At 31.1% G+C, this 23,935-nt stretch carries 26 protein-coding genes and 1 other RNA gene; 5 read left to right on the top strand and 22 right to left on the bottom strand.

What is annotated here, in order from left to right; genetic code table 11:
• Positions 1-23: 23 nt before the first annotated feature.
• The 14 genes from M9B42_01685 to rsmI all read right to left on the bottom strand — a co-directional run bounded on the left by M9B42_01685 (position 24) and on the right by rsmI (position 14,114).
• Positions 24-911 carry an ATP-grasp domain-containing protein gene (locus M9B42_01685; GenBank protein URQ64554.1) on the bottom strand — a complete coding sequence of 296 codons (888 nt, stop codon included), beginning with the start codon at positions 909-911 and terminating at the stop codon, positions 24-26.
• Entirely contained in the window at positions 908-2,299 is a 1,392-nt protein-coding gene (gene murC / locus M9B42_01680; GenBank protein URQ64553.1) for a UDP-N-acetylmuramate--L-alanine ligase, read from the bottom strand. The genes M9B42_01685 and murC overlap by 4 nt, the downstream gene beginning before the upstream one ends.
• Complete coding sequence (locus tag M9B42_01675; protein URQ64552.1) at positions 2,280-3,281, bottom strand: UDP-N-acetylglucosamine--N-acetylmuramyl-(pentapeptide) pyrophosphoryl-undecaprenol N-acetylglucosamine transferase; 1,002 nt, start codon at positions 3,279-3,281, stop codon at positions 2,280-2,282. The genes murC and M9B42_01675 overlap by 20 nt, the downstream gene beginning before the upstream one ends.
• Positions 3,278-4,396 (bottom strand): putative lipid II flippase FtsW, encoded by a 1,119-nt coding sequence (ftsW, locus tag M9B42_01670; GenBank protein ID URQ64551.1) that lies wholly within the window; start codon positions 4,394-4,396, stop codon positions 3,278-3,280. Before ftsW ends, M9B42_01675 begins: the two co-directional genes overlap by 4 nt.
• Positions 4,389-5,462 (bottom strand): Mur ligase family protein, encoded by a 1,074-nt coding sequence (locus M9B42_01665; GenBank protein ID URQ64550.1) that lies wholly within the window; start codon positions 5,460-5,462, stop codon positions 4,389-4,391. The genes ftsW and M9B42_01665 overlap by 8 nt, the downstream gene beginning before the upstream one ends.
• Complete coding sequence (gene mraY / locus M9B42_01660) at positions 5,459-6,541, bottom strand: phospho-N-acetylmuramoyl-pentapeptide-transferase (GenBank protein ID URQ64549.1); 1,083 nt, start codon at positions 6,539-6,541, stop codon at positions 5,459-5,461. The genes M9B42_01665 and mraY overlap by 4 nt, the downstream gene beginning before the upstream one ends.
• Positions 6,534-7,691, bottom strand: a complete 1,158-nt coding sequence (locus tag M9B42_01655) for a UDP-N-acetylmuramoyl-tripeptide--D-alanyl-D-alanine ligase (GenBank protein ID URQ64548.1) — start codon at positions 7,689-7,691, stop codon at positions 6,534-6,536. The genes mraY and M9B42_01655 overlap by 8 nt, the downstream gene beginning before the upstream one ends.
• Entirely contained in the window at positions 7,679-9,079 is a 1,401-nt protein-coding gene (murE, locus tag M9B42_01650; protein URQ64547.1) for a UDP-N-acetylmuramyl-tripeptide synthetase, read from the bottom strand. The genes M9B42_01655 and murE overlap by 13 nt, the downstream gene beginning before the upstream one ends.
• Complete coding sequence (locus tag M9B42_01645; protein URQ64546.1) at positions 9,076-10,659, bottom strand: penicillin-binding protein 2; 1,584 nt, start codon at positions 10,657-10,659, stop codon at positions 9,076-9,078. Before M9B42_01645 ends, murE begins: the two co-directional genes overlap by 4 nt.
• Positions 10,656-10,910, bottom strand: coding sequence for a hypothetical protein (locus M9B42_01640; protein ID URQ64545.1), 255 nt, complete (start codon positions 10,908-10,910; stop codon positions 10,656-10,658). Before M9B42_01640 ends, M9B42_01645 begins: the two co-directional genes overlap by 4 nt.
• Positions 10,907-11,758: a 16S rRNA (cytosine(1402)-N(4))-methyltransferase RsmH gene (gene rsmH / locus M9B42_01635; GenBank protein ID URQ64786.1), complete on the bottom strand. Its 852-nt coding sequence runs from the start codon at positions 11,756-11,758 to the stop codon at positions 10,907-10,909. The genes M9B42_01640 and rsmH overlap by 4 nt, the downstream gene beginning before the upstream one ends.
• A gap of 28 nt (positions 11,759-11,786) precedes the next feature.
• Positions 11,787-12,884, bottom strand: a complete 1,098-nt coding sequence (locus tag M9B42_01630; GenBank protein URQ64544.1) for a cell division FtsZ family protein — start codon at positions 12,882-12,884, stop codon at positions 11,787-11,789.
• A gap of 19 nt (positions 12,885-12,903) precedes the next feature.
• An RNA gene (gene rnpB / locus M9B42_01625) (RNase P RNA component class A) lies at positions 12,904-13,273 on the bottom strand.
• A 13-nt stretch (positions 13,274-13,286) separates the two neighbouring features.
• The gene (gene rsmI / locus M9B42_01620) at positions 13,287-14,114 is read right to left on the bottom strand and encodes a 16S rRNA (cytidine(1402)-2'-O)-methyltransferase (protein URQ64543.1); all 828 of its coding nucleotides are present in this window, start codon (positions 14,112-14,114) and stop codon (positions 13,287-13,289) included.
• 48 nt (positions 14,115-14,162) lie between these two features.
• On the opposite strand from rsmI, the gene M9B42_01615 reads away from it, so the two are divergent.
• Positions 14,163-14,651, top strand: a complete 489-nt coding sequence (locus M9B42_01615) for a hypothetical protein (protein ID URQ64542.1) — start codon at positions 14,163-14,165, stop codon at positions 14,649-14,651.
• 2 nt (positions 14,652-14,653) lie between these two features.
• Here the strand turns inward: M9B42_01615 and M9B42_01610 are convergent, their stop codons facing one another.
• The 6 genes from M9B42_01610 to rplM all read right to left on the bottom strand — a co-directional run bounded on the left by M9B42_01610 (position 14,654) and on the right by rplM (position 18,969).
• A complete protein-coding gene (locus M9B42_01610; GenBank protein ID URQ64541.1) occupies positions 14,654-15,274 on the bottom strand; it encodes a glutathione S-transferase N-terminal domain-containing protein in 621 nt (206 codons plus the stop codon).
• On the bottom strand, positions 15,271-15,957 hold the full coding sequence (locus M9B42_01605; GenBank protein ID URQ64540.1) for a cytochrome c1: 687 nt from the start codon (positions 15,955-15,957) through the stop codon (positions 15,271-15,273). The genes M9B42_01610 and M9B42_01605 overlap by 4 nt, the downstream gene beginning before the upstream one ends.
• Positions 15,954-17,195 (bottom strand): cytochrome bc complex cytochrome b subunit, encoded by a 1,242-nt coding sequence (locus tag M9B42_01600; protein ID URQ64539.1) that lies wholly within the window; start codon positions 17,193-17,195, stop codon positions 15,954-15,956. The genes M9B42_01605 and M9B42_01600 overlap by 4 nt, the downstream gene beginning before the upstream one ends.
• The gene (gene petA / locus M9B42_01595) at positions 17,195-17,749 is read right to left on the bottom strand and encodes a ubiquinol-cytochrome c reductase iron-sulfur subunit (protein URQ64785.1); all 555 of its coding nucleotides are present in this window, start codon (positions 17,747-17,749) and stop codon (positions 17,195-17,197) included. The genes M9B42_01600 and petA overlap by 1 nt, the downstream gene beginning before the upstream one ends.
• 413 nt (positions 17,750-18,162) lie before the next feature.
• Positions 18,163-18,543, bottom strand: coding sequence for a 30S ribosomal protein S9 (gene rpsI, locus M9B42_01590; GenBank protein ID URQ64538.1), 381 nt, complete (start codon positions 18,541-18,543; stop codon positions 18,163-18,165).
• Positions 18,544-18,969, bottom strand: a complete 426-nt coding sequence (rplM, locus tag M9B42_01585) for a 50S ribosomal protein L13 (protein URQ64537.1) — start codon at positions 18,967-18,969, stop codon at positions 18,544-18,546.
• A 55-nt stretch (positions 18,970-19,024) separates the two neighbouring features.
• On the opposite strand from rplM, the gene M9B42_01580 reads away from it, so the two are divergent.
• On the top strand, positions 19,025-19,993 hold the full coding sequence (locus M9B42_01580; GenBank protein URQ64536.1) for a trypsin-like peptidase domain-containing protein: 969 nt from the start codon (positions 19,025-19,027) through the stop codon (positions 19,991-19,993).
• Here M9B42_01580 and murA read toward each other — a convergent pair.
• Both murA and M9B42_01570 read right to left on the bottom strand, forming a co-directional pair.
• Complete coding sequence (gene murA / locus M9B42_01575) at positions 19,974-21,236, bottom strand: UDP-N-acetylglucosamine 1-carboxyvinyltransferase (protein URQ64535.1); 1,263 nt, start codon at positions 21,234-21,236, stop codon at positions 19,974-19,976. The genes M9B42_01580 and murA overlap by 20 nt on opposite strands.
• A 2-nt stretch (positions 21,237-21,238) precedes the next feature.
• Positions 21,239-21,847 (bottom strand): ABC transporter substrate-binding protein, encoded by a 609-nt coding sequence (locus tag M9B42_01570; protein ID URQ64534.1) that lies wholly within the window; start codon positions 21,845-21,847, stop codon positions 21,239-21,241.
• A 19-nt stretch (positions 21,848-21,866) separates the two neighbouring features.
• Between M9B42_01570 and M9B42_01565 the strand changes: the two genes are divergently transcribed.
• Genes M9B42_01565 through M9B42_01555 form a run of 3 tightly spaced genes read left to right on the top strand, consistent with a single transcriptional unit; the run spans position 21,867 to position 23,914 of the window.
• The gene (locus tag M9B42_01565; protein ID URQ64533.1) at positions 21,867-22,835 is read left to right on the top strand and encodes a KpsF/GutQ family sugar-phosphate isomerase; all 969 of its coding nucleotides are present in this window, start codon (positions 21,867-21,869) and stop codon (positions 22,833-22,835) included.
• Positions 22,836-22,863: 28 nt separating this feature from the next.
• Entirely contained in the window at positions 22,864-23,211 is a 348-nt protein-coding gene (locus M9B42_01560) for a hypothetical protein (GenBank protein URQ64532.1), read from the top strand.
• Positions 23,204-23,914, top strand: coding sequence for an ATP-binding cassette domain-containing protein (locus M9B42_01555; protein URQ64531.1), 711 nt, complete (start codon positions 23,204-23,206; stop codon positions 23,912-23,914). The genes M9B42_01560 and M9B42_01555 overlap by 8 nt, the downstream gene beginning before the upstream one ends.
• Positions 23,915-23,935: the final 21 nt, after the last annotated feature.

Below are 23,935 nucleotides of genomic sequence, written 5' to 3'. Positions count from 1 at the left end.
AAAGTAGGTAAAAAATTAAATATTTAACAATCTTCAATGATCAAGCTTATAAGTTCTTTATATTCTATACCTGAATATTTTGCCGCCAAAGGAAAAAGACTTTTAGCCGTAAATCCTGGTACGGAGTTAATTTCTATTACAGCTAATTTTTCTCCTTCAGAAACAAAATCTACTCTTGCCCATGTTTTGCAATTTAAACAGTCAAAAACTTTTTCAGAAATTTCTTTCAATCGTTTTACGATACTTTTGTCTTCGATTTTTATTTTAAGAGTATTTTGTGAATTATATTTTGCCTCGTAATCATAGAATCCTCTAATTGGGTCATGTAATATTTGCAATGGCGTCAAAGGCTTCCCTTTCAACAAAGCAACTGTGTATTCAGGTCCATTAAAACTCTTTTCAATAATCACTTCAGTAGAGTAATTTTTGGCTTCCTTTAAAGCCTCATTGAATTTTTTATCTGAAACTTTTGAAATGCCGTAGCTAGAACCGTTAAAATTTGGCTTTACAAAATAGTGTTCATTCTCTGCAAAAAAGCTGTCATTGAAATCAAAATGTTCATTATTTTTTATAGATTTAAATTGAGGAGTAAGGATGTCATTTGCTATTAGTGCTCTTTTTGTTGCAACTTTATCCCAGGTTAAAATACATGATTCTGAACTAGATCCTGTAAATTTTCTTTTTTTATTTTCTAGTAGTGTCTGAATTTTTCCATCTTCACCACCTTCTCCATGCACAGCTATAAAAAAAATAGTTTCATTATCAAAATTATCTGGATCAAATTTAGATAAATCAGTTAATCCTGGATTATATAAATCGGTATCAATGTGCTCATAAATTGATTTAGCTGTAAGATACGAAATTTCTTTTTCATTAGATGCTCCGCCATAAATAATTTCAACTCTTTTCATTTTTTTTCAATAGCCATGAGAGATGCTGTTATATCTGAAACATTACCAGCTCCCTGAATAATGAGAATACTGTCTTTTTTAATACTTTCATTTAAGTTCTTTCTTATTTGATTTAGATTTTTTGCATATTTAGCATCAATATTCTTTCTTAATAAAGAGTCTACAAAGTCGTAACTAGAAATGCCCGACGTATTTGCTTCTCCTGCAGAGTAAATATCCATTAACTGTACAGAATCAGTATCTGAAAGTACTGATATAAATTCCTTGAACAATATTGATGACCGAGAATAGCGATGAGGTTGGAAAATCATATTTATTGGCTTGCCTTTATATTTTGACTTGGCTGCTTGAATTGTAGATTTTATTTCTGTGGGATGATGTCCATAATCATCAACTACTAACACCTCTTTCCCATTTATTTGTACAGTACCTTTTTCTTCAAATCTTCTAGAAACACCAGAAAAATTTTTTAAAGAATTCTTAATGACACTGGTTTGTATTCCTGCTTGTTGAGCGACAATAAAAGCAGCAGTAGCATTTAGAGCATTATGTTTACCAGGAATTTTAAGTTTTATATCAAACTCAAACTTCTTAATGTTATCTTTCAATATAAATTCTTGATGAGATTTAGTTTGTTTATAATTTTTTATAGAAAAATCTGAAGTTCGTTCAAATCCAAATGATATTTTTCTTCTAGAAAGTTTTTGATAAAGTTTTTTTGACTTTGGATCATCAGTGCAAATAATCCCCACACCAAAAAATGGTAGTTTTTCGAGAAACTTTAAAAAGGTATCACTTATTTTCTTTGGATTATTTTCATAAAAATCTAGATGATCATTATCAATATTTGTTAACACTGATATCTCTGGATTTAGATGTAAAAATGATGCGTCACTTTCATCTGCTTCGACGACAATATAGTCACTAGAACCCAAAATACTTTTATCTTCCATTCCTAAAATTCTGCCCCCAATAATATATGTCGGATCAAGTTCAGCCTCGGTAAAAATATGAGCAATTAAACTGGTTGTTGTTGTTTTTCCATGAGATCCTGCAACGGCAATACTTTGAAAACCACGCATAATGCTAGCTAACATCTCAGCTCTTGGTATTAAAGTAATGCCTTGTTTTTTGGCTTCCATTATTTCAGGGTTTGTTTTATTAACTGCCGAAGAAAACACTACTACATCAGCTTTTTTAATATTATCTTTGGTATGACCAATTTTTACAGTAGCTCCTAATTTTTTTAACCTAAGAGTATTTTTACTCTCTGACAGGTCACTTCCAGAAATTTTATACCCTTGATTCAGAAGAAGTTCTGCAATTCCTACCATGCCTACTCCTCCAATTCCAATCAAATGAATATATTTAATTTTGCTTAATTTCATTTGCTATCCTTGAAGCTGCATCTTTATGTATATCATTGAACATATTTTTACTTCTTTTATTCAGGTCAGAATTATAAAAGGAAGTTATTTCTTTAAGAAATAAATCTTCAGAAAAACTTTTTTCGCTTAGATATATTCCGCCACCATTTTTACATGCATTTTTTGCATTAACTGTCTGATGATCATCAATTGAATTAGGAATAGGTATAAAAATAGCTGGCATAGCATATGTTTGAAGTTCAGCAACAGTAGATGCGCCACTTCTACAAATAACAAATTTTGTTTGTGCAAAGACATCTTCTATTTCATCAATATATTCAACCTGCTTAATATTGCTTAAAGAATTAATAGCTTTTTTTCTACCTGTTTGGATAATAATTTCTTCTGAAAAATTAGCCTTCTCCAAAACCTTCATTAATTTTTCATTAAAAAAATTTGCGCCTTGACTGCCACCAAGCACAAGGATAGATTTCTTTTCTTTATTTAATTCATAACCTTTAGTTGTAATTTTATTTCTAATTGGATTGCCAGTGTAAATTTCATTACTCGTAATATTCTGAAAACTGGAAAAGAATTTGTGACTAAAATTTTTAGCAAATTTATTTAATGTGCCGATTACTGAATTTTGTTCATGTATATATATTTTTTTTCTAAATATCAGAGCGGCAAGAACACCAAAAATTGATATGTATCCACCCATAACAAGAATTTTATCAGGCTTAAATTCAATGAAGTTTTTAAGGAAATCGAATAAATTTAAAAAAAAACTAAAAGGCCACAACAATTTTTTGAATAAATTTTTACCCCTAAAACCATCGATTTTTAGGTGAATAGTCTTAAATTTTGAATCTCTAAATATTTTTTTTTCAAGTTTTCTGGATGATGCGAAAAAAATAATATCTTTTTTATTAAATTCTTTTGCAATTGTTAATGCTGGGTAAATATGACCGCCTGTTCCAGCAGCAAAGATTGCAATTTTCATTTTATACCATTCCTAAATTCCCAGCTCGCTCTCATTGCGATAGAAAGAAATATAAAGTTCATAATGATACTTGATCCTCCGTAGCTTATAAAAGGAAGGGGTAATCCTTTAGTAGGAATTAATCCTACATTAACAAATATATTTGCAAGTGTTTGCACAAAAAATAAAAACCCAAATGAAATTATTATGAAACTGTTAAAGGTATAATTTTTTTTGTATGAGATATACGCAAGCCTATATATTCTGTAAAGCATAGTTAAATAACAGGTAAATAATATTAATATTCCAGCAAATCCTGTTTCCTCGACATATATTGAAAAAATAAAATCAGTATGTGCTTCAGGTAAAAAAAAGTACTTTTGAGTACTTTCACCGATACCCAAGCCAAACCAATTTCCGTTTATAATTGCAATCAATGCCATTAGCAGCTGATAGTCAGTTCTCTCAATATCATCAAAAGGATCTGTGAAACTTATCAATCTGCTAAATCTCTCTTCATTGAAATAAATTAAAATTGACATCAAGACAAAGAATGAAACTAATAATATTCCAAGCTGTGAAATTTTTGCTCCACCGCAAAATAAAACAACCATCCCTACAGAAAATAAAACTATTGTTGCTCCGTAGTCAGGTTCAAGAAATAAAAGAATACAAAAAATCAAAATTAGAACTAGAGGTTTGGAAAATCCCCACCAGGATGTCTCGAGTTGCCTTTTTCTTCGGAGGGAATATCCGCATAAATATAAGGGCACAAGAACTTTTGCAACCTCTGAGGGTTGCAGATTAAACGAAACAATTCTCAACCATCTTCTACTTCCATTTACTTCTGTACCCACTGAGGGAATTAATACTAAAACAAGCAGAAGTAATGATAGAAGAATAAAAATAGCACCATTTTCTCTATAAAAGGATATTGGAATAAAGAGAACAAAAGAGCTTATCAAAATTCCTATTGATAAAGCGATTATTTGTCTCTCAAAGAAATAATATGGATCAAGATATTTTTCGCCTGCATAAGGAGCCGAGGATGAAAAAATGAAGACAAGACTTATCAGTGTAAGAATAATAATTGGAACAATTAAATACTTATCAAAAAAAGTGTGCTTTTCAATCACTAAAATATTCTAATACTTTATCTTTGAAGAAATTACCTCTATCTTCAAAATTTTTGAAATCCTTACCACTTGAGTTGCCAGGTGAAAAAAGAATGTTTGGCTTTGAATCTGCTTTCTTTATATCTTGTAAAACTAAATCTAAATTTGAAAAAGTTTTGATATTACTTCTTCTGCTTTTAACTTTTTCCATGAGCTCATTTCTATGCATACCAAAAATATAGACTTGCTGAGGTCCATAAACTTCATAGGATTTTGGCTCTTTTCTAGGATCACCACAAATTATTAAATTCCCATCAAAATTTAATTTCTTTATTGCATATAGCAGAGAAGCTGAATTAGTTGATTTTGAATCATTAATTATTCCTGGAATAACCTCTTCAAGTCTGTGTGGAAGATCATTTAGAGGTCTGGAAGTATCAGAATCTATTTTTTCTAAACTTGATGCGATTTCAAAGGCAAAATCTTTAAGGCTCATATTAGTATTTGCAAAAAAAGTTTTTGCTCTGTTGTTACAAATTTTAAGCTTTGCTTTTTTGTAATTTTCGAAATTACCGTGAAAATCAAGATGATCTGGAGAAATATTTGTAACTACTGACAAGTCTAGCAATGATTTATTCAGTTTTTCGAGCTGGAAGCTTGAAAGCTCAATTATTGAGTATTTTTTTTTATGATGAAGGAAGTCTAAGACAGGATTCCCAAAATTTCCAACAATGATTCCACTAGAGACTTGATTTAAAATTTGCTCTAAATAATAAGCAAATGAACTTTTACCGTTTGTTCCCGTAACACCAATCTTATATGAATTATTATGCTTAAAAAATATATCTAAATCAGTTTGAAACTTTAAACTGCTTATCTCTGTCTCTGAAAGATATTCTTTTAATTTGAAGCCAGGAGATATATAAATATTTTCATATTTTTTTAAATATTTATATTCTGGAAATGCTATGAAGTTTTTTCCTTCAAGGTTTTTATCATAAATTTCAAAATTTAATTTTTTTTTAGATAGATAATTTGCAAAAGATTTTCCGGTGATGCCATAACCTAGAATCAATGATTTTTTCATCTAATCTTTAAAAGAGATAGTCCTATCAAGACAAAAATAAAAGTTATTATCCAGAAACGTACGATAATTTTTGGTTCTTTCCATCCTATTAATTCAAAATGATGATGTAATGGAGCCATTTTAAAAATTCTTTTTCTCCTTAAGCGAAATGATGCTACCTGTAGAATGACGCTCATTGCTTCAATAATGAAAATCATTGCCATTACTGCAAATACTATTTCATGCCTAACGATAATTGCTATTAAAGCGATAAACGAGCCCATAGAGAGTGAACCTATATCGCCCATAAAAATTTGGGCTGGATATGTGTTGAACCACAAAAAACCAATTCCCGCTCCAATCATGGCCCCACAAAGAACCAGTAGCTCTCCTGTTCCCTCTATATATGGTATGTATAAATATTCAGAAGCTATTAAATTTCCTGCAGACCATGCTATAAAACCCAAAGCAGCAGTAACTATTATTACAGGTAAAATTGCAAGTCCATCTAATCCATCGGTAAGGTTTACTGCATTTGAGCTTCCAACTAGTATAAAAACCGAAATAAAAATAAAAAAAATGCCTAAATCAAGGGAGACAGTCTTAAAGAATGGAACAATATAGTTCGTTTCTGCGGTGCTATTTGCACTGTAGTAAAGTAAAGATGATGCAATGAAAGCAAAAACTACTTGAAAGAAGATTTTCGTCACCATAGAAAGACCTTTTGAGTCCAAGCTTTTGACTTTTCTGTAATCATCGAAAAAACCAATCAATCCAAAAGAGAATATTGTAAAGAGTGAGATTAGAAGATATTTATTTTGTAAATCTCCCCATAAAAGCCCTGACAAAAGAACACTACCAATTATTAGCAGCCCACCCATCGTAGGAGTTCCATCTTTAACTTTATGACTTTTGGGCCCTCTGTCATCAATTTTTTGCTTAAATTGAATAGACCTTATGAATTCTATAAATTTATCTCCAAAAAAAAGAACTATCATGAGGGCTGATAAAGTAGATAGAATTGTTCTTGTAGAAAGATAAGAAAAAAGATTTAAAAAAGAGGACTTCTCAGGCAAATAACTTATAAAGAAATCAAGCATTTTTTATTATATCAATATATCTTTCCATTTTGCTTGACCTAGAACCTTTAAAATAGAGATTTATTCCCTCATCAAGCTTAGTAGAGAGAATTTTTCTTGGGAAATCATTTTCATTTTCAAAGAAATATAACTTATCTCTTTTTTGAGTTTTAAAACATTCATAAAAAATTTTTCCAGTAACAAATATCTCATAACCCTCAAGTTTATTTAAAAGATCACAATGAATTTTTAATTCATCTTTGCCAAGTTCTGCCATATCACCAAGAATCAAAACTGTTTTATTTGGGTTTTCTAATTTTGCAGTTTCAATTATAGCTTTTGGATTAGCATTATAGGAGTGATCAATTATCTCCGCATTTTTAAATTTCTCTCTGTTCCCTCTACCTTTTGAGGGAATAAATTCATATAGCTCACCTGATTCTTTTAATTCGAGTATTTCTAAAACTTTTTTACTTATTAGCAGATTCTTTTGTAAATAGTTTTGTTGTTCAATTTCTCTTCCATCGATAAAATTTTCTTTTTTTACTAATGTTTTAAGTAATTTCAATTTTGTTGATTCAATATTTTCAATAGATTTAAAAGTTTCTATATGATTGTGAGTAATATCTGTTAAAACGAATACATCACAAAAAAGGTATTTTGCGATTTCATCAAAATCGCCCTCTTTTCTTGCACCACATTCAACGATAATTATCTCTGAAGTGTGAGGCATTTGTAAGATTGTAAATGGTATGCCAAATTGGTTATTTTGATTTTCTTTACTCGCATGGCATTTTTCTCCTAATGAAAATTTAAGCATATCTTTAATGGTAGTTTTCCCGTGACTTCCAGTTATAAATACTATTTTTGGTCGAATTTCTTCAAGATTTTTTTGAGCAAGCTTTAGGAGAGACTCATATACATTCTCAACTAAGATTGAACATTTCTTTTCCTTCCTGTCAGACAGAGCAAAACCACCTTTACTTACAACTTCATCTATATAGTTGTTGCCATCAAAATTATCGCCCTTTAATGGAATGAATAATTCATTTTTTTTAATATGTCTGGAATCAAAACTTATTCCATTGATCTCATGATCACCTACAAACATTTGTCCATCTAAAAACTTTGAAACGTCTTTGAGTGAATTTAAACCTTTTACGCTAAACATTTCTTTACAATCTCACGATCAGAAAATTTTAACCTATTACCTTGCTCAATTTGAAAATTTTCATGCCCTCTCCCCGCAACAACAAGAACATTATCTTGACTCATAGAATTTATAGCTAGTTGAATAGCCTTTTCTCGATCTATATTAACTTGTATTTTTAATTTATCTTTAATGCCTGCTGCAATCATATCAATTATTTCATCTGGAGATTCACTTCTAGAATTATCAGAAGTTAAAAATATTTTTGTTGCATATTTCTCTGCTATAGCCCCCATTATTGTTCTTTTACCTTTATCCCTATCGCCTCCACATCCAAAAACTAAATAAATTTTTTCTTTATAATTTTTTGATAGTTGAGATAAAAGTTTTTCCATTGCTTCAGGAGTATGAGCAAAATCAATAATCACTTTTTTGTGTTTTGTTTTAAAATTCAAAACTTCAAACCTTCCATTAGGAAGGAGGATATTTTCGATTTTACTAAAAAAAGACTTTATCTCACCGAAGCAGTAGTAATAGTAAGGTAGAGATATAAGCAAATTTAAAACATTATAATCAACCCATAATCTTACATTGGAAGAGAATTGACCCCATGGAGTAAAAGTATCAAATCTGATCCAACCATTTTCATCGATATCTAAAATTTCGTAATAAATTTCTGCTTTTTTATTTGATGAGGATATTGAAAAAATACTTCTAGCATTTGCATTTTGTTTAATTTCTTTTGAGATGTTCATGTCTAGATTGAAAGCCAAAGTTTCTAGACTTCTATTTGACAAAAGTTCAAGTTTGGAACTTAAATAATTATAAGTGGTTTTATGATAGTCAAGATGATCCTCCGCAAAACTTGTGAAACCAACATGCTTGATTTCAAGTCCAGCTAGTCTTTTCTGATTAATGCCTATTGAAGAAGCTTCAAAAAAAACATGCTTAGTATGATTTTGAACTTTTTTAAGAAATTTTCTAATGAATAGTGGATTTTCAGTTGTCAATTTTTGGCCTTCGATTTCATTTTCCTCCAAAAACGAACCTAAAGTACCCATTGAAGCATAAGCAACATCATTTTTTTTAAAAATTTCACTCAAAAAATGAACTGCGCTTGTTTTGCCATTTGTTCCAGTAACAAAAAAATTTTCAAACTTTTTGTGTTTTATATTGTAAATTTCATCTACCCACTTAATAAAATTTTCATTTAATCTCGGAATTTTAATAAAGCATTCACTATCAGCTTCACTTGTGTCACACAAAATGTATTTAACTTTTTTCTCATCATTTTTACTTAGGAATTTGTGGCCAGAATTAATAGATATAAAAGTGTCACCATCTTCAAGTTGAGAAGTATTTGAAATAAAAGATTTGTTTTTTAAGAGAAGATTTTTAAGAGGATTCATAAATAGTTAGTTCTTTTTAAATAACTAACAAAAGACTTTACAAGTGGGGCTGAAATTGTTCCACCGTAATAATTGTTAGGATCTGGCTCATCAAATGTGATAGCTAATACATATTTTGGATTTTCATAAGGAAAAATTGCAGCAAAGCTTGATACATACTTACCATCTGTATAACCCTTTCCCTCTCCAGGAATATATTTTTCTGTTGTACCAGTTTTACCTACAATTTCCACATCAATATTTTTCATTCTTCGTGCAGTGCCTTGAGTAACAACTGTCCGTAGCGCATCTAATATAAATTTTGCATTCTCTGGAGTTATTACTTGCTTCTTAGCAACTGATTTCTCTAAAAGTATTTTTGGCTCAACCATTTCTCCTCCATTTGCAAAAACAGTATATGCTCTTGCTAGCTGAAGTGTATTCACCTCAACACTATAACCATAACTAATTGCAGCCTTTTCAGTTGGTTTATATTTTTCTCTTATTAGAATTTTTCCTGAACCCTCTGTAAAATTGTTGTTAAAGTTTTTTCCAAAACCAAAGTTCTCTAGATTTTCAAGAATTTGACTATCGTCAAATTGTAGACCAACCTTCGTTGTTCCAACTTGTGAAGATAGAGTAATTACCTCTGTTAAAGAAATTTCACCGTGATTCTTACCCCCTGCCTCCGTAATTACTTTTCCAGGTATAACTAATCTTCCAGGATTAGTATCAATTAAAGTTTGAAAATTTACATGCCCATACTTGATTGCTCCGGCAATTGTAACTGGCTTCATTAAAGAACCAGGTTCATAGAATTGGTTAAAAGCAATGTTTTTTGCAATTTCTCTTTCAGGATCATTCGGATTATAGGTAGGGAAATTAGCAACAGCTAAAATATCTCCATTACTGGAATCAAGTAAAATTGCAGCTCCAGCATTAGATTCCGACATAGCCACTGCTTTCTCAAGTTCTTCCTGTAATTTGTATTGCAGATTTATATCAAGAGTTAAAGTGAGCGAATTTTCTTCATTATCAATAAAATCATTTATATCGCCCATCACAATTCTTTGTCTTGCATCTTTAATAAGTTTTCGTTTTTCTGATTTTGTTAGAAGTCTGCTATTAAATATTCTCTCAATACCTTCAAGACCGCCTTCAGTTCCAGCAAAGCCTATAAGAGTGCTTGTGACACTTCCAAATGGATAATATCTTCGATATTTCTCTTCTCTAATTATTTTACAATCACAATATTCTTTTGAATCATTATAGAAACTACTGTTTATTGGATTTTGAAACCAAATCCTTTTATTTGCATTTAAAAAAATTTCAATTGAATTCTTATTTGAGAATTCTATAATTTTTTCTTTTTCTGCATTAGATGAAAAAATAAATGTATCTCTTCTAATATCGGTGGCTAGTTCAATTGAATTTCGGTCAAGTATTTTCCTTCTTGGGGTAGTAAACTCTTTTTCAGTATAAACTCTTGAAATGCCCTCTTTAAGAATTCTTTCCTCTTGACCTTTGAGTTGGAAATATTTTACAAAAGGCAAAATAAATAAAATAAAAATTAAAACAAAAATTAATCTTATTTTAATCATAGCTTATTAATTTTTTGTGGTTCTATCATTCCCATTTTCAATGCCTTTTCATATATATATGGAGAGGAATCAATCAGAGATATTTCAAGTTTAAGTTTGGCATTTTGGTCTTTAAGTATCGATATTTTTCTTTCAATTTTTGATAGTTGTTCAAAGTCTTTTTTGTAGTCATAAACAAGCTTTACTTTATAAAATGCTAGTGCTGAAAAAAGGAATAATAGAAAAATAAAAATGCTTGTTTTTTTACTCATAGCTTTGTAATTATCCTCATCCTAGCACTTCTTGACCTTACATTCATTTCTACTTCTTGATCTGAGGGAACTATCAGTTTACTGACTTTGAATTCAGGTAAAGAGTCATTTTTTATGGGGATACTTTTTTCATGAATTTTTTCTTTGTGTTTAAATAAATTCTTGACCAACCTATCCTCAATAGAATGAAATGAAATAACTATAATCTTTCCACCTTTTTTCATAAGTTTTTTTAGTGAAATAAGACACTTGTGAAGATTATCAATTTCAGAATTAACCTCCATTCTTAAAGCCTGAAAAACTTTTGTAGCCGGATTTTTCTTTTCTTTTATTGTTTTTATCTCCTTAATAAAAATTGCAAGTTGCATTGTTGTCTCAAATTTCTTTTTCTCTCGTTGTACGCATATTGCTTTTGCAATTTTTTTTGATTGCTTTTCCTCCCCAAATTGTTTAAATATTTTTGCTAAGTTTTTTTCTGAATAAAAGTTAATAATGTCATAACATGTTTTAGAGGTTGAATCACCAAACCTCATATCTAGTGGTCCATCTTTTTGAAAGCTAAAACCTCTTTCAGGTTGATCAATTTGAGGTGATGAAACACCGCAATCAATAATTGCACCATCTAAAGATGAGTTTTGAAAGAAACTGGAAACCTCAGAAAAATTCGCTCTGAAAAAATTGAAGTTAGAATTTTTAATTTCAGCAGCTGATTTTTCTGATTCGTGATCTAAATCAAAAGATGTAAGTTTTCCAGTCGATAGCAATGAAAGAATCTTTTTGGAATGACCACCTCTTCCAAATGTACAGTCAACATAATTTCCTGACTTTTTTACTGATAACGCCTTAATTGATTCATTAAGAAGTACAGGAAAATGTTTAATCTTTGGCTCCTCTCAAAAATTTTTTAATATCAATTTTTGACATGCCATCAATATTTACAAATTCGCCAGCATCCTCTTCAAGCTTTCCAATGTTATCAATTGCTATATGAACTTTTTGATCTATGTAACTTCCTCTTCTTCTTCGTAGTCCTGTTGCAATAAACATAACTGAAACATTTTCTCCCATCATTTCATCTGTTGAAAATCCATTGATAAATTGGGCATTTTCTTCAGAAAGATTTTTTGCAGCATTCCTTCCTTCCTCAAATTCACTGAAGGAAAAATCATTACTTCCTTTCATAAAAAATATTACCCCTTTTGCATTACGAATATCTCTTTGATTAAAAAAAGGGTTTGTTAATGCTTTATCGATTGCGTTTTTTGTTCTGTTTTGTCCAGAAGATTCTCCAAGACCAACTATGGCATAACCATTACCTTTAATTACAGACTTAAGATCAGAGAAATCTATATTTTTTTTATTTGGCTGAAGAAGCATGCTGCTAATTTCTTTAATAATCTTTTTAATTTCATCATTTAGTAATTTGTATGCTGCCGATGTATTCCCTATTTTCTCTTTACTTATCTCATAAATTTTTTGATTTGGAATTTCAATTAAACAATCAACATAATTGATTAATGTATCAATGCCTTGTAGGGCTTGATCTGTTTTTCTCCCTCCCTCACTTTCAAAGGGTGTAGTAACCAGTGCAATAGTCAGAATTTCTAATTCTTTAGCTATTCTTGCAACTACTGGTGTTGCGCCTGTACCTGTTCCTCCTCCCATTCCAGCTGTGAGGAACAATACTTCAGGCTTTTCATCAAATATTTTTCTTATTATATCTTCTGAATCTTGGGCAATTTTATTTGCAGTATCAGGGTTATTCCCAGCCCCATGACCTTCGCCAATCTTTATTTTTTTAGATTTATGAATAATGTTTTGTTCTTGGCTATCAGTGTTTAACGATACGAGTTCAATTCCATTAACGCCTGAATCAGCTATATTGCTAATAATATTTCCTCCACATCCTCCAACACCTAAAGCCATTATCTTAGCTTTATCAAAATCTTCATCTAGAATCTTCCAAGTAGACATAGTGAAATTTTAATCGAGAGATTTGAGTTGGTCTATAAGCCGGATTCTGTTCAAGATGATCATCTATCTTGGCACTCTGTCACCAAAGTGCTCTCGCTGCCTACCCAGATCACATGCGAGCAACATGATATGACCTCTATTTGGCATTGCTTCGAGTGGGGTTTCCAATGCCTTAAGACTTTAATCTTAAGCGGTAAGCTCTTACCTTACCTTTTCACCCTTACCTTGCGGCGGTATATTTTCTGTTGTACTTTCCATGAGCTCACACTCTCCAGCAGTTAGCTGGCACTCTGCTCTATGAAGTCCGGACTTTCCTCTAACTGTTGCATCCTTCTTAAGAGGTAAGCTCTTACGGCAAAACACCAGCTAGCGATCATCCGACCAACTCAGCACAATATAATATCAACTCTTTTTAGAAAAAGACAAATATCTTTTATAGGTTTTATTTTTATTATTTTTAAATAACTTTTCAGATAATTTAGCAATTTCTTTTAAGGGCAGTTTATTTTTTAGCAAACTGAACAACAAATCTGCTTTTGAAAAATCTTCAGAAATATTTTCCTTATAAAATAAGATCACAAATTCACCTGAACTCAGATTTTTATCTAATTTAAATTCATTAAGTATTTTTTCTGGAGCACCTCTAAGAAATTTTTCATGTATTTTTGTTAATTCTTTTGCAACTACTAATTCAGAGGTTGGATAAATTAAAAAAATATCCTCAAGTGTTTGCAGAATTCTATGTGAGGATTCAAAAAAGATTGAAGTTATATTTTTTCTGTTTAGTTCACTATAAAAATTTCCCTTATCTTTTTTTGTTTTAGGGAAAAACCCTAAAAATTGAAATTTATCTGTAGGAAGTCCGCTAGCTATTAACCCAGTTGTTATAGAGGTAGCTCCAGGGAGAGGTACTACATTGACATGATTATTAATTAAATACTTTATTAACTTATAGCCAGGATCAGAAAGTAATGGAGTTCCTGCATCAGAAATTAATCCACAAACCTTTCCTGCTTTTAGAATATCTAAAATTCCTTTTCTATTATTTGCGTCTGAACTATCGTTATATATTAAGATTTTCTTATCTTTTACATTGATTTTTTCCAGAAGTATTCTTGATTTTTGTTTACTCTCAACTATTAAAATATCTAAATTTTTAATAGTTTTTTTTGCTCTAACAGTTAAATCATTAAGGTTGCCAATTGGAGTGGGTATAATGTAAAAGTTCATATGCAAAAAATCTATTTTATATCAGTTCTAATTTTTTCGACCTATACAATGGCTGAGTCAATAAAAAATAACCAATTTAATAATTCAGAAATTAGCAGAAAATATGAAAAAATGGCAAAACATATCAAACAATTAAATAAATCCAAAATAGCAATTATTGCTAACAAAAACATGTCCATTCAACTCAACGAATTGAAAACAAAACTAAACGATAATGAAATAAGTTCTGAAATTCTTATTGTTGAAAATCAATTAGACTCAATAATTAGTGAATTTTTAAACATTTCTATTGGAAATAGGAAATACGAAGAACTATTAAATTCAGGAATAGAAGAAATAATATTAGTCCATAGAGCTAGAGAAGATTTCGATTATATCCACATTATTTCTAGTGATGAATATGAGCTTTATCAAATAGCTGCATATGTACGTTTTAATTTTGGTTTAAATTATGAAATAACAACTTTTAGAGATTATTATTCACAAGAATTTGATCCCTATGAAATGCGTGTACAACGAATCAAAATAGTTGAGTGAACTTAACTAAAGGAGTATTTTAAGTCTCTTTCTGTATCTGTTAAAGAAAGATCGAAGCTTGGGCGTGAAAAAAGCTTATCCTGATATTTTTTAATACTTTCAAAATTTTTACTCTTTGGAACAGTCACACCTAAATATGGTAGTCGATATAAAATTGCAGACATATAACAATCAACAAGTGTAAATTCATCGCTCATAAAGTATGGTTTCTCTTTCAATATAAGCACAATGCCAGATAAGAGTGTAGCAAGTTGTTTTTTGTTTGCATCGAATTCTTTTTGTGAAACATTTGGTGCCATCATTTTATCAATTATGGGCAGCCAATCGTTTTCGATTCTTTGTATCAAAAGCTTACATTCAGCTTTTTCGTTAGGATAGATTGGTAGTAATGGTGGATGAGGAAACCTTTCATCGAGATATTCTAAAATAATTCTTGGTTCATAAATTGTTACTTCTCTATCAACAATTACTGGCAATTTATTATATGGAGATAATGTAGCTAATTCTTCAGGTAATTTTGCATCAGGATCAAACTCTTTTATCTCGCAAGAAATATCTTTTTCTGCAAGGACTATCCTTACCATATGACTAAAATGTCCTTTCTCTTCTGAATAAAAAATCATTTATATTCTCTGTATAAGAGCCACATTACCGCAGTGAAAACAACAAAAAACAAAATTACATATATTCCGTTTCTCTCTCTTTCAATCCTTGCTGGTTCTGAAGCATAAGCTAAGAAATTAACAAGATCTTCCATTGCAGAATCAAACTCTTCTGGTTCTAGTGCTCCTTTACTTAACTGTTTAAGTTTACCATTGCTGTCAAGCTCTTGTGTCCCTTGTAGCCCAATTAGAACATGTGCCATTGCTGTTCCTGGATAAACTAAGTTATTTGAACCTGTTGCTTGGGATGTGTCTTGATAAAATGTTTGTAAATAAGTATAAATCCAATCATCTCCACGAACTCTTGTTCGAAGAGTCAAGTCAGGAGCTCCAATTGGAGAAATCTCAGGAAGTCCAAAGGTAACAAAATCTGAAGTCTTGACGTTTTCATTTGAAATCAAATCATCAATTAATACTGTTTCAGGTATATCTAAATCTCTTTGAAGCCTGTTCCATCTTAAATATCTGAGAGTATGGCAGCTTGAACAATAGTTTTTATATATGCCCAACCCTCTTTGAAGGGAGTCCCTGTCATGAACAGATGAATTGAAAGAAAAGCACTTTTCAAGTTCACCACATTTATTTTCTCCAGCTGAATAGCTAAAAAGTGAAATAAAAAAAGCTAGAAAAATTAACTTTTTCACAGTCTATCTGGAACCTCAAGAGTTTTTTCATACTTGGTATAAATTGGCATTAGCAAAAATGGCAAGAAATAAAAAATAGTACAAATTTGCGCGATTAAAGTTCTAATCTCATTAACTGGTTTTGTCCCAAGATATCCCAAGGTAATGAAAGAAGTTGCAAACATAATCATCGCAATTTTGCTAAAGATACCTTTGTATCTGATGCTTTGAACTTTAGATCGATCTAACCAAGGAACAATGAATAAAATTGCAATGCTTGCAGCAAAAATTATAAATCCTAAAAACTTACTAGTAATACCTAAAAAGGGAATACCAAATGTTACAGCTCTAAGAATCGAATAAAAAGGGGCATAGTACCAGACAGGTGCAATATGCTCAGGAGTTTTAAGGAAATTAGCCTCTTCAAAGTTTGGTTTTTCTATGAAATATCCGCCACCTGTAGGTGCGTAATAAACTATTGCAAAAAACACAATAAAAAAGATACCAATTGCTGGAAGCGCTCCAAATGTTTTATATGGATGGAATGGTTTTCCATCCAAAGGCATTCCAGTTTTGTCTCTGTATTTCTCTATATCAACACCCTCAGGATTTCCTGCGCCTACTTCATGCAATGCAAAGATATGGAAAACAACTAACGCTATCATTAGTAGTGGAACTACAACTACATGCAATGCAAAAAACCTAGACAATGTTGCTCCAGATAAAACATAATCACCCTGAATCCAAACTTGTAAAGATTCACCTATAAAGGGAATAGCACCAAAAAGGGAAAGAATTACATTTGCTGCCCAGTAAGACATTTGACCCCATGGAAGAACATATCCCAAGAAACCTTCAGCCATTAGTAAAAATAACAAAAAGCAACCAAACAACCATACTAATTCTTTTGGTTTTTGGTATGAGCCATAAAGTAGACCTCTAAACATATGGAAATACATTAAAAAGAAAAATGCACTAGCCCCAGTGCTATGCATGTACCTCATAAGCCATCCATATTCCACATCTCTCATGATGTACTCAACACTTGCAAATGCACCTTCTTCTGTATTGGTATAAAACATCATCAACCAAATGCCTGTTATTACTTGAATCATAAAAACAACCATTAACAATGCTCCGAAGAGATAAAAGAAATTCACCTTACTCGGAACTGGATGTTTAGTTAGATGTCTTTCAAGGTTTTCTGTAACTGGAAGTCTTCTATCTATCCAAGACATTAAAGAATTTTTACTCGCCATTATGCTTCTCCTATTATTAATGTATCGCCCTGAAAAGAATGAGGGGGCACTTCTAAGTTTGTAGGGGCAGGAACATTTTTATAAACCCTTCCAGCAAGATCAAATTTTGAACCGTGACAAGGGCAAAAGAAACCTCCTTTCCAATCTTCATCCCATGCTTTTGGCTCTATCTCTGGATGATATTTAGGTGCACAGGACAAATGGGTGCAAACTCCTTTAACAACAGAGAACTTCTCGTTTGTTGTTCTTGAAACTCCTTCCTCTAATGCAGGATTTGCAACTTTTTGATTCAGAGACGGTAAATTTTTAATAGCTTCAGTAGTCTGGTGTACGATAAAAATTGGAGTTCTTCGCCATTCTACAACCGCCATTGCACCAGGTTCTAATTTTGATAAGTCATATTTCACACTTGCTCCAAGTGCTTTTGCTCTTTCGCTCGGTTGCCATGCGCTGAGGAAAGGAACTGCAAACCCAGCCACCGTTACTGCCCCAACTACTGAAGAAGTTATCTGCAATGCTTTTCTCCTCGTGTTATTTACCTTTTCTTTTGGAATAGGTTTTGTGTTCGAAATCAAAGTTTTTTTTGCCGGTATGCTAATTTTTTGTGCTAGTAATTTTTTTCCTCCCTCTAAAATTTCGTCTTTCCAAAGGGTTAAGAGTTTTATAGCTTCATCTTTATCATCAGTTTTAAGACTTTTTTTGAAAACTTCCCCGTCAATGTTTATATATCCCCAGTAAAAAGGGGATCTATCTCTTGTATAAAGAGACATTCCCTCTGAAATATGAATATGTTTTGCTTTTTTTCCTTGCATTTTGAACATCAAATTAGTGTTCAAAAAATTTTTTTAAATTCTTTTAAACCCTAATTAATCAACGATTCAACGAAGATTCAGGAGCATTATATTATGGAAATTATCAATTAACAATTTTGAACACAAAAAAAACGGTGTTTTTTGTGTTCAAAAAATTATCTTTTAGAAAATTGTGGACTTTTTCTTGCTTTTTTGAGGCCTACTTTCTTCCTTTCCTTTACTCTTGAATCTCGAGTAAGGTAACCTGCTTTCTTCATAGGCCCTCTTAACTCAGCATTATCCTCTATTAAAGCTTTTGAAATGGCTAGCCTAATTGCTCCCGCCTGCCCGAAAGAACCACCTCCATTCACTTTTACATCGATATCAAAGTTTTTTTCAACTTCTGCAAGAGCTAAGGGTTGTTTTACTATCATTTTTGCAACATCTCTACCGAAATATTCATCTATTGATTTTTTATTAACGGTAATAACTCCCTTTCCTTTTTTTAACCTTACAACTGCTGTTGCTTCTTTTCTTCTACCAATAAAAATGCTCATTTAATTAATTACCTCTGGATTTTGAGCCTCATGAGGATGATTTTCTCCACTATAGACTTTGAGTTTGTTTATAATTTTTCTATTTAATCTATTTTTAGGCAACATTCCCTTAACAGCATTTCTCAAAACTTTTTCAGGATCTTTATTCAACAAATCTTGAAAGTTAATTTCCTTTAGATTGCCAGGATAACCAGTATGCTTAAAATAAATTTTGTCTTTTGATTTATTTCCACTTATTTCAACCCTTTCAGCATTTATTAAAACAACGAAATCACCAACATCAGAGTTAGGTGTATATTCAGGCTTATTTTTTCCTCTCAATATATTTGCAATTTGCACAGACAAACGTCCCAGTTTTTTACCTGAGCAGTCAATTAGATACCATTTTTGTACGATATCTTTTGTAGTTAAAGAAGAAGTTTTCATAAAACACTAAAATTTGATTCGGTATATATTAATATAAAGGTTTTCGATTTTAAACATGAGATACTTTTTTTTGACTATTTTATTTCTGGGCCTTTTTGTAGGTGTTCAGATTGTACTTTATCAAAACTATGATTCTAATAAGTCTGAAATTGATTTTAATAATATATCTAGTTCAATTGTGAAGTTAGAAACAACCACGACAAGATCTTCAAAAAATTTTGGTTCTGGAATAATCATTTCACAAGATGGGTATATAGTTACTGCTTATCACTTATTGAGAGGTGCATATGATATATCAGCAAACATATTAGGTGATAAATACAATGCAAATATCGTAGGGTTCGACGAATACTCTGATATAGCTGTTATAAAGGTTAATGCAACTGGATTAAAACCAATGCAAATTGAAACTAAACTAGACTTGAAAATTGGCGATCGAGTATACGCAATTGGTAACCCATTCAATGTAGGAATATCAGTATCATCAGGTATCTTAAGTGCAACAGGTAGAAATTTTGGTAATCCTTATCTTGATATTCTTCAAACAGATGCTTCGATAAATAAAGGAAATTCTGGGGGTGCCCTGGTAAATTCAAAGGGAAGATTAGTAGGAATTAATACTTCGATTGCAACACTATCTGGTGGTTCAGATGGTGTAGGTTTTGCAATTCCATCTGATAAAATTTTGAGCATTTCTGAGGAAATAATTAAATATGGTAAGGTAAAAAGAGCATGGATTGGGAGTCTCTCTTTTAGACCTTTCATTTATACTGATAAAGATAATATCTCACAGAGAGCCTTACTTGTTATTTCAAACGAACAAAAGAATGATGATAATGGTCTCATTAATGGAGATATTATTATTTCAATTAAAGACTCTGAGGCTATTTGGTCAACGCTTAAAGCATCAATAAATAGCATTACTCCTGGTGATTCTCTTGAGCTCGAAATAATAAGAGATGGAAAAAAGCAAAGAGTTTTAATTAAAACAACTGAAATACCTGCTAGATTACTGGTTCCCTAATAATTTCAGCTCCTAATTTATTTAATTTTTCTTCAATGCATTCATAACCCCTATCTATATGGAATATATCATCGATTTGAGTGCGATTTTTGCCTACTAATCCTGCTAAAACTAAACTAGCAGATGCTCTTAGATCTGATGCCTTTACAACTGACCCTACAAGGTTCGGCACTCCAATTATTTTTGCTTGATTGTTTTCTAGGCTAATATTTGCTCCCATTTTCCTTAATTCGATTACATGCTGAAATCTATTTTCAAAAACTGTTTCTTCAATAATTGAACTGCCATGTGATATTGAATTCAATGCCATGAATTGAGCTTGCATATCAGTAGGAAACCCTGGAAAAGGTTTTGTACAAATATCTGTTGCTTGTAGGTCAGTTGTTGTTGCATCAGCCTCAACTGCATTTTTTTCTAATTTAATCTTTACTCCAGTATCAGAAAGTTTTTGGTAGATAATTTTTATAGTTGAAGGAGATATATTATTAACTTTGACATGTCCATTAGTCATCGCGGCTGCAATTAAATAAGTTCCTGCCTCGATTCTATCTGAAAGAATTTTCCATTTTTGACCATTAAGAAGTTCAGTTCCCTCTATTTCAATTATAGATCCTCCTGCACCAGAGATTCTCGCTCCACAAGAATTCAAAAAATTTGCTAATTCAGCAACCTCAGGCTCTTTAGCACAATTTCTCAATACTGTTTTACCTAGTGTTAATGATGCTGCCATCATTAAATTTTCAGTACCTGTTACAGAAACTTTTGGAAATGTGAAGTCAATTGGATTAAGTTTTTGAGCTTTAAGATATATAAATTTTTTATCAGACTCGATTTTAGCCCCCATCATTTCAAGCCCTTTTAAATGGAAATCGATTGGCCTTGTTCCAATGTTACATCCTCCTGGCTGAGAAATTTTCGCTTTTCCATACTTCGCCAAAAGAGGTCCCATCACAAGCACCGAAGCTCTCATAGTTTTAACAAGCTCATACCGAGCCTCCGGTAAGTTAATATTTGAAGAATTAATCTCTATACCTCCACTCTCAAGAAAATTAATTTCAGATCCCATGGAGTTAAGCAATTCGAGCATGGTAGAGATATCTTTAAGATGTGGTAGATTTTCAATTTCAATTGTTTTTTCAAGTAGAATTGTGGCGGCAATTATGGGCAGACCTGCATTTTTAGCTCCTGAACAATAAACATCTCCATGAAGCTGATTTCCTCCTTTAATTATTAATCTTTCCATATTTAATCAATGTAAAGAGGCTTCCAAGTTTCAATAGCTTTGTCTAAATCGTAGTTTTCATTTTTTAAATTATCTTGAAATTGATTTCTAAAAGTAAGTCCAAGATTTATTCCATCAATAATTATATTTATGATTTTCAACTCACCTTGTTTATTTTTATAAAGAGTAAATTTTGCTTTAAAAGAATCGGATGCAGAAAAAAAGTTTATTTCTACTTCAAGCGTTTTATTTTTATTTTCTTTTATTTTTCTACTTGTCTCTAACTCATAATCTTCAAACTCTAGAAGTGCTGTAATATAGGTATCAAGTAAGAGTTTTTTTGTTCTAGTTTGAAAAAGTAAAATTTGTTCTTCAGTTGCAGTCCTATACGCTTTACTTAAAATAAGCCTTGATACAAGACTAACGTCAACCATAGGCTCCCATATATTTTTTAATTTTTCTTTAAATTCATCAGGTTTTTCATCATATTTTGAACCTTCAGTCTTAATAATTGTCAAAAAATAAACTGCATTCTCATTAATAAAATTAAATGCATTTTCGTTATCGTCTGATGCTATAGGTGAAGATATAGAAAAAATGATAAATATTTTTGTTAAAAAAAGTCGTATCATGTGTAGATTATAAATTGAAATGAAAAAAAATATTTTCCAAAAAGAGGCAAAAAAGGCTTTTTTAATAGAATTAAAGGAACTTAAAGCCTTTTATGCATCAAAAGATTTCAATGTGGGTGATTTATGCCAAGAAATTTTAAATTGTAAAGGCAAAGTTTTTCTAACTGGAGTAGGGAAATCTGGACATATTGCAAATAAAATTTCAGCAACTTTCTCAAGTACTGGAACTTCATCTTTTTTTATACATCCAGCAGAAGCTTTGCATGGCGATATGGGAATGATAGAAAAAAATGATTGCATAATTGTTTTATCAAAATCAGGTGAAAGTAAAGAAATAATCGACCTTATACCCGCAATTAAAGCAAAAAAAATACCACTTTTCTCAATTACAGAAAATGAAAATTCTTCAATAGCAAAAGAATCTAAAGTACATGTTAAGGTAAAAGTTTCAAAAGAAGCTTGCCCCAATGATCTAGCCCCAACGGCAAGCACTACAGTAATGCTTGCTCTAGGAGATTCAATTGCAGTTTCATTGCTCAAAGCAAAGGGCTTTTCATCAAAAGATTTTGCTAGATCGCATCCTGGAGGCAAACTTGGTAAGAAACTTACTCTTAAAGTTACTGATTTAATGATTCCAATTAAGAGTGCAGCAGTTGTAAGTGATAAAGCTCTTATAAAAGATGTGATTGTAAGAATATCTGAAAAAAAACAGGGTTTTGCTTTAATAAAAAATACTAAAAAGAAAATAGTTGGCATATTCTCAGATGGAGATTTAAGAAGGCAACTACAAAAAAATATCGATATCAATAATGTCCAAGTTGCCAAAGTAATGACTAAAAAATTTAAATCCATTGAATCAGAAAAGTTAGTAGTTGATGCAGCGAAATTCATGAAGAAAAATAAGGTCTATTATTTAGCTGTAAATCAGAAAAATAAGATTCAAGGATTCATAACCATGCATGAAATCTTAGAAGCAAATGTTTTATAGAAGTTTTCTTTTATTCCTTTTAATTTTTTTGTCTTCAAAAGCTTCTTCAACTGAATATGAAATTCAAGCTGAGATGGTTGAAATTGATACAGAAAAAAACTTTATCAAGTATTTAGAAAAAGTGACTTTTAATTCGAATGAAATCTCATTCAAAGCAAATGAATTAATTGTTAATCAAAACAATGAGCAAATTGATGCCTCAGGATCTCCAATAGAGCTAAGTTTTAGAGAAAATGGTGAAAAAATAAATGGTCAAGCCAATAAGTTACAAATAATTCAAAACACTTTATTCCTGAGAGATAATGTAATTATCTTTAGGCAAGGCAATGAAATTAAAACACAAGAGGTGAAAATTATTCTTAAAGAAAATGATTAAAGTAAAAAATATTACAAAGAAAATTTCCTCGAAAATGCTTTTAAAATTTATAAGCTTTGAGTTAAAACCCAATAAGATTACGGGCCTGCTTGGAGCAAATGGAGCTGGCAAAACTACATTATTCAGATCAGTTGCTGGACTTTCTTCCATTGACACAGGGGAAATTTTTCTTGGTAAAAAAGAGGTATCTAGGTATGACATTGAAAAGCGAGCTTTACAAGGTCTTAAATATGTACCACAAGAGGATTCTTTATTTGAAGAGTTGAGTCTCTTAGAAAATTTAACTGCTGCAATCGAGCTGCAATTTAAAAAAATACAGAATAAACACACAGAAAAAATTGATTTTTATCTTGAAAAGATGAAGTTACAAAATAAAGCTAATATTAAAGCTAAATTTCTATCGGGAGGAGAGAAGAGAAAAACAGAAATTCTCAGAGCTATTCTTTTAGATGCTAAATGTATTCTTCTTGATGAGCCTTTTGCAGGTGTAGATCCAATTTCAGTTGAAGAAATAATAAAAATATTAAAGGATTTAAAAGAAAACCTTACAATTTTTATTAGTGATCATAATTTTCGTGATGTTATGAAAGTTTGTGATGAGATAATTCTTATGAATCAAGGGGAAATCTTGCTTAATGGGCCTCCAGAGACAGTTCAAAATGACCGACTTGCCCAAAAACTTTATTTTGGCGAAATAAATTAAAAATTTATAAAGTAAAATAAT

This window comes from SAR86 cluster bacterium, from assembly GCA_023703535.1.
GTDB lineage: Bacteria > Pseudomonadota > Gammaproteobacteria > Magnimaribacterales > TMED112 > TMED112.
Note: the sequence above shows the minus strand (reverse complement) of the source record. Positions and strands in the feature narration are given on the sequence as shown.

Bases quoted from the DNA above. Each gene is read 5' to 3' on its own strand.
- M9B42_01685 (URQ64554.1), bottom strand. From the start codon at position 911: ATGAAAAGAGTTGAAATTATTTATGGCGGAGCATCTAATGAAAAAGAA.
- M9B42_01600 (URQ64539.1), bottom strand. From the start codon at position 17,195: ATGGCGAGTAAAAATTCTTTAATGTCTTGGATAGATAGAAGACTTCCA.
- M9B42_01615 (URQ64542.1), top strand. From the start codon at position 14,163: ATGGCTGAGTCAATAAAAAATAACCAATTTAATAATTCAGAAATTAGC.
- rplM (URQ64537.1), bottom strand. From the start codon at position 18,969: ATGAAAACTTCTTCTTTAACTACAAAAGATATCGTACAAAAATGGTAT.
- M9B42_01565 (URQ64533.1), top strand. From the start codon at position 21,867: ATGAAAAAAAATATTTTCCAAAAAGAGGCAAAAAAGGCTTTTTTAATA.
- rpsI (URQ64538.1), bottom strand. From the start codon at position 18,543: ATGAGCATTTTTATTGGTAGAAGAAAAGAAGCAACAGCAGTTGTAAGG.
- murC (URQ64553.1), bottom strand. From the start codon at position 2,299: ATGAAATTAAGCAAAATTAAATATATTCATTTGATTGGAATTGGAGGA.
- M9B42_01645 (URQ64546.1), bottom strand. From the start codon at position 10,659: ATGATTAAAATAAGATTAATTTTTGTTTTAATTTTTATTTTATTTATT.
- murA (URQ64535.1), bottom strand. From the start codon at position 21,236: ATGGAAAGATTAATAATTAAAGGAGGAAATCAGCTTCATGGAGATGTT.
- M9B42_01580 (URQ64536.1), top strand. From the start codon at position 19,025: ATGAGATACTTTTTTTTGACTATTTTATTTCTGGGCCTTTTTGTAGGT.
- M9B42_01640 (URQ64545.1), bottom strand. From the start codon at position 10,910: ATGAGTAAAAAAACAAGCATTTTTATTTTTCTATTATTCCTTTTTTCA.
- rsmI (URQ64543.1), bottom strand. From the start codon at position 14,114: ATGAACTTTTACATTATACCCACTCCAATTGGCAACCTTAATGATTTA.
- M9B42_01675 (URQ64552.1), bottom strand. From the start codon at position 3,281: ATGAAAATTGCAATCTTTGCTGCTGGAACAGGCGGTCATATTTACCCA.
- murE (URQ64547.1), bottom strand. From the start codon at position 9,079: ATGAATCCTCTTAAAAATCTTCTCTTAAAAAACAAATCTTTTATTTCA.
- M9B42_01610 (URQ64541.1), bottom strand. From the start codon at position 15,274: ATGATTTTTTATTCAGAAGAGAAAGGACATTTTAGTCATATGGTAAGG.
- M9B42_01630 (URQ64544.1), bottom strand. From the start codon at position 12,884: ATGTCTACTTGGAAGATTCTAGATGAAGATTTTGATAAAGCTAAGATA.
- M9B42_01665 (URQ64550.1), bottom strand. From the start codon at position 5,462: ATGAAAAAATCATTGATTCTAGGTTATGGCATCACCGGAAAATCTTTT.
- mraY (URQ64549.1), bottom strand. From the start codon at position 6,541: ATGCTTGATTTCTTTATAAGTTATTTGCCTGAGAAGTCCTCTTTTTTA.
- M9B42_01655 (URQ64548.1), bottom strand. From the start codon at position 7,691: ATGTTTAGCGTAAAAGGTTTAAATTCACTCAAAGACGTTTCAAAGTTT.
- M9B42_01555 (URQ64531.1), top strand. From the start codon at position 23,204: ATGATTAAAGTAAAAAATATTACAAAGAAAATTTCCTCGAAAATGCTT.
- M9B42_01570 (URQ64534.1), bottom strand. From the start codon at position 21,847: ATGATACGACTTTTTTTAACAAAAATATTTATCATTTTTTCTATATCT.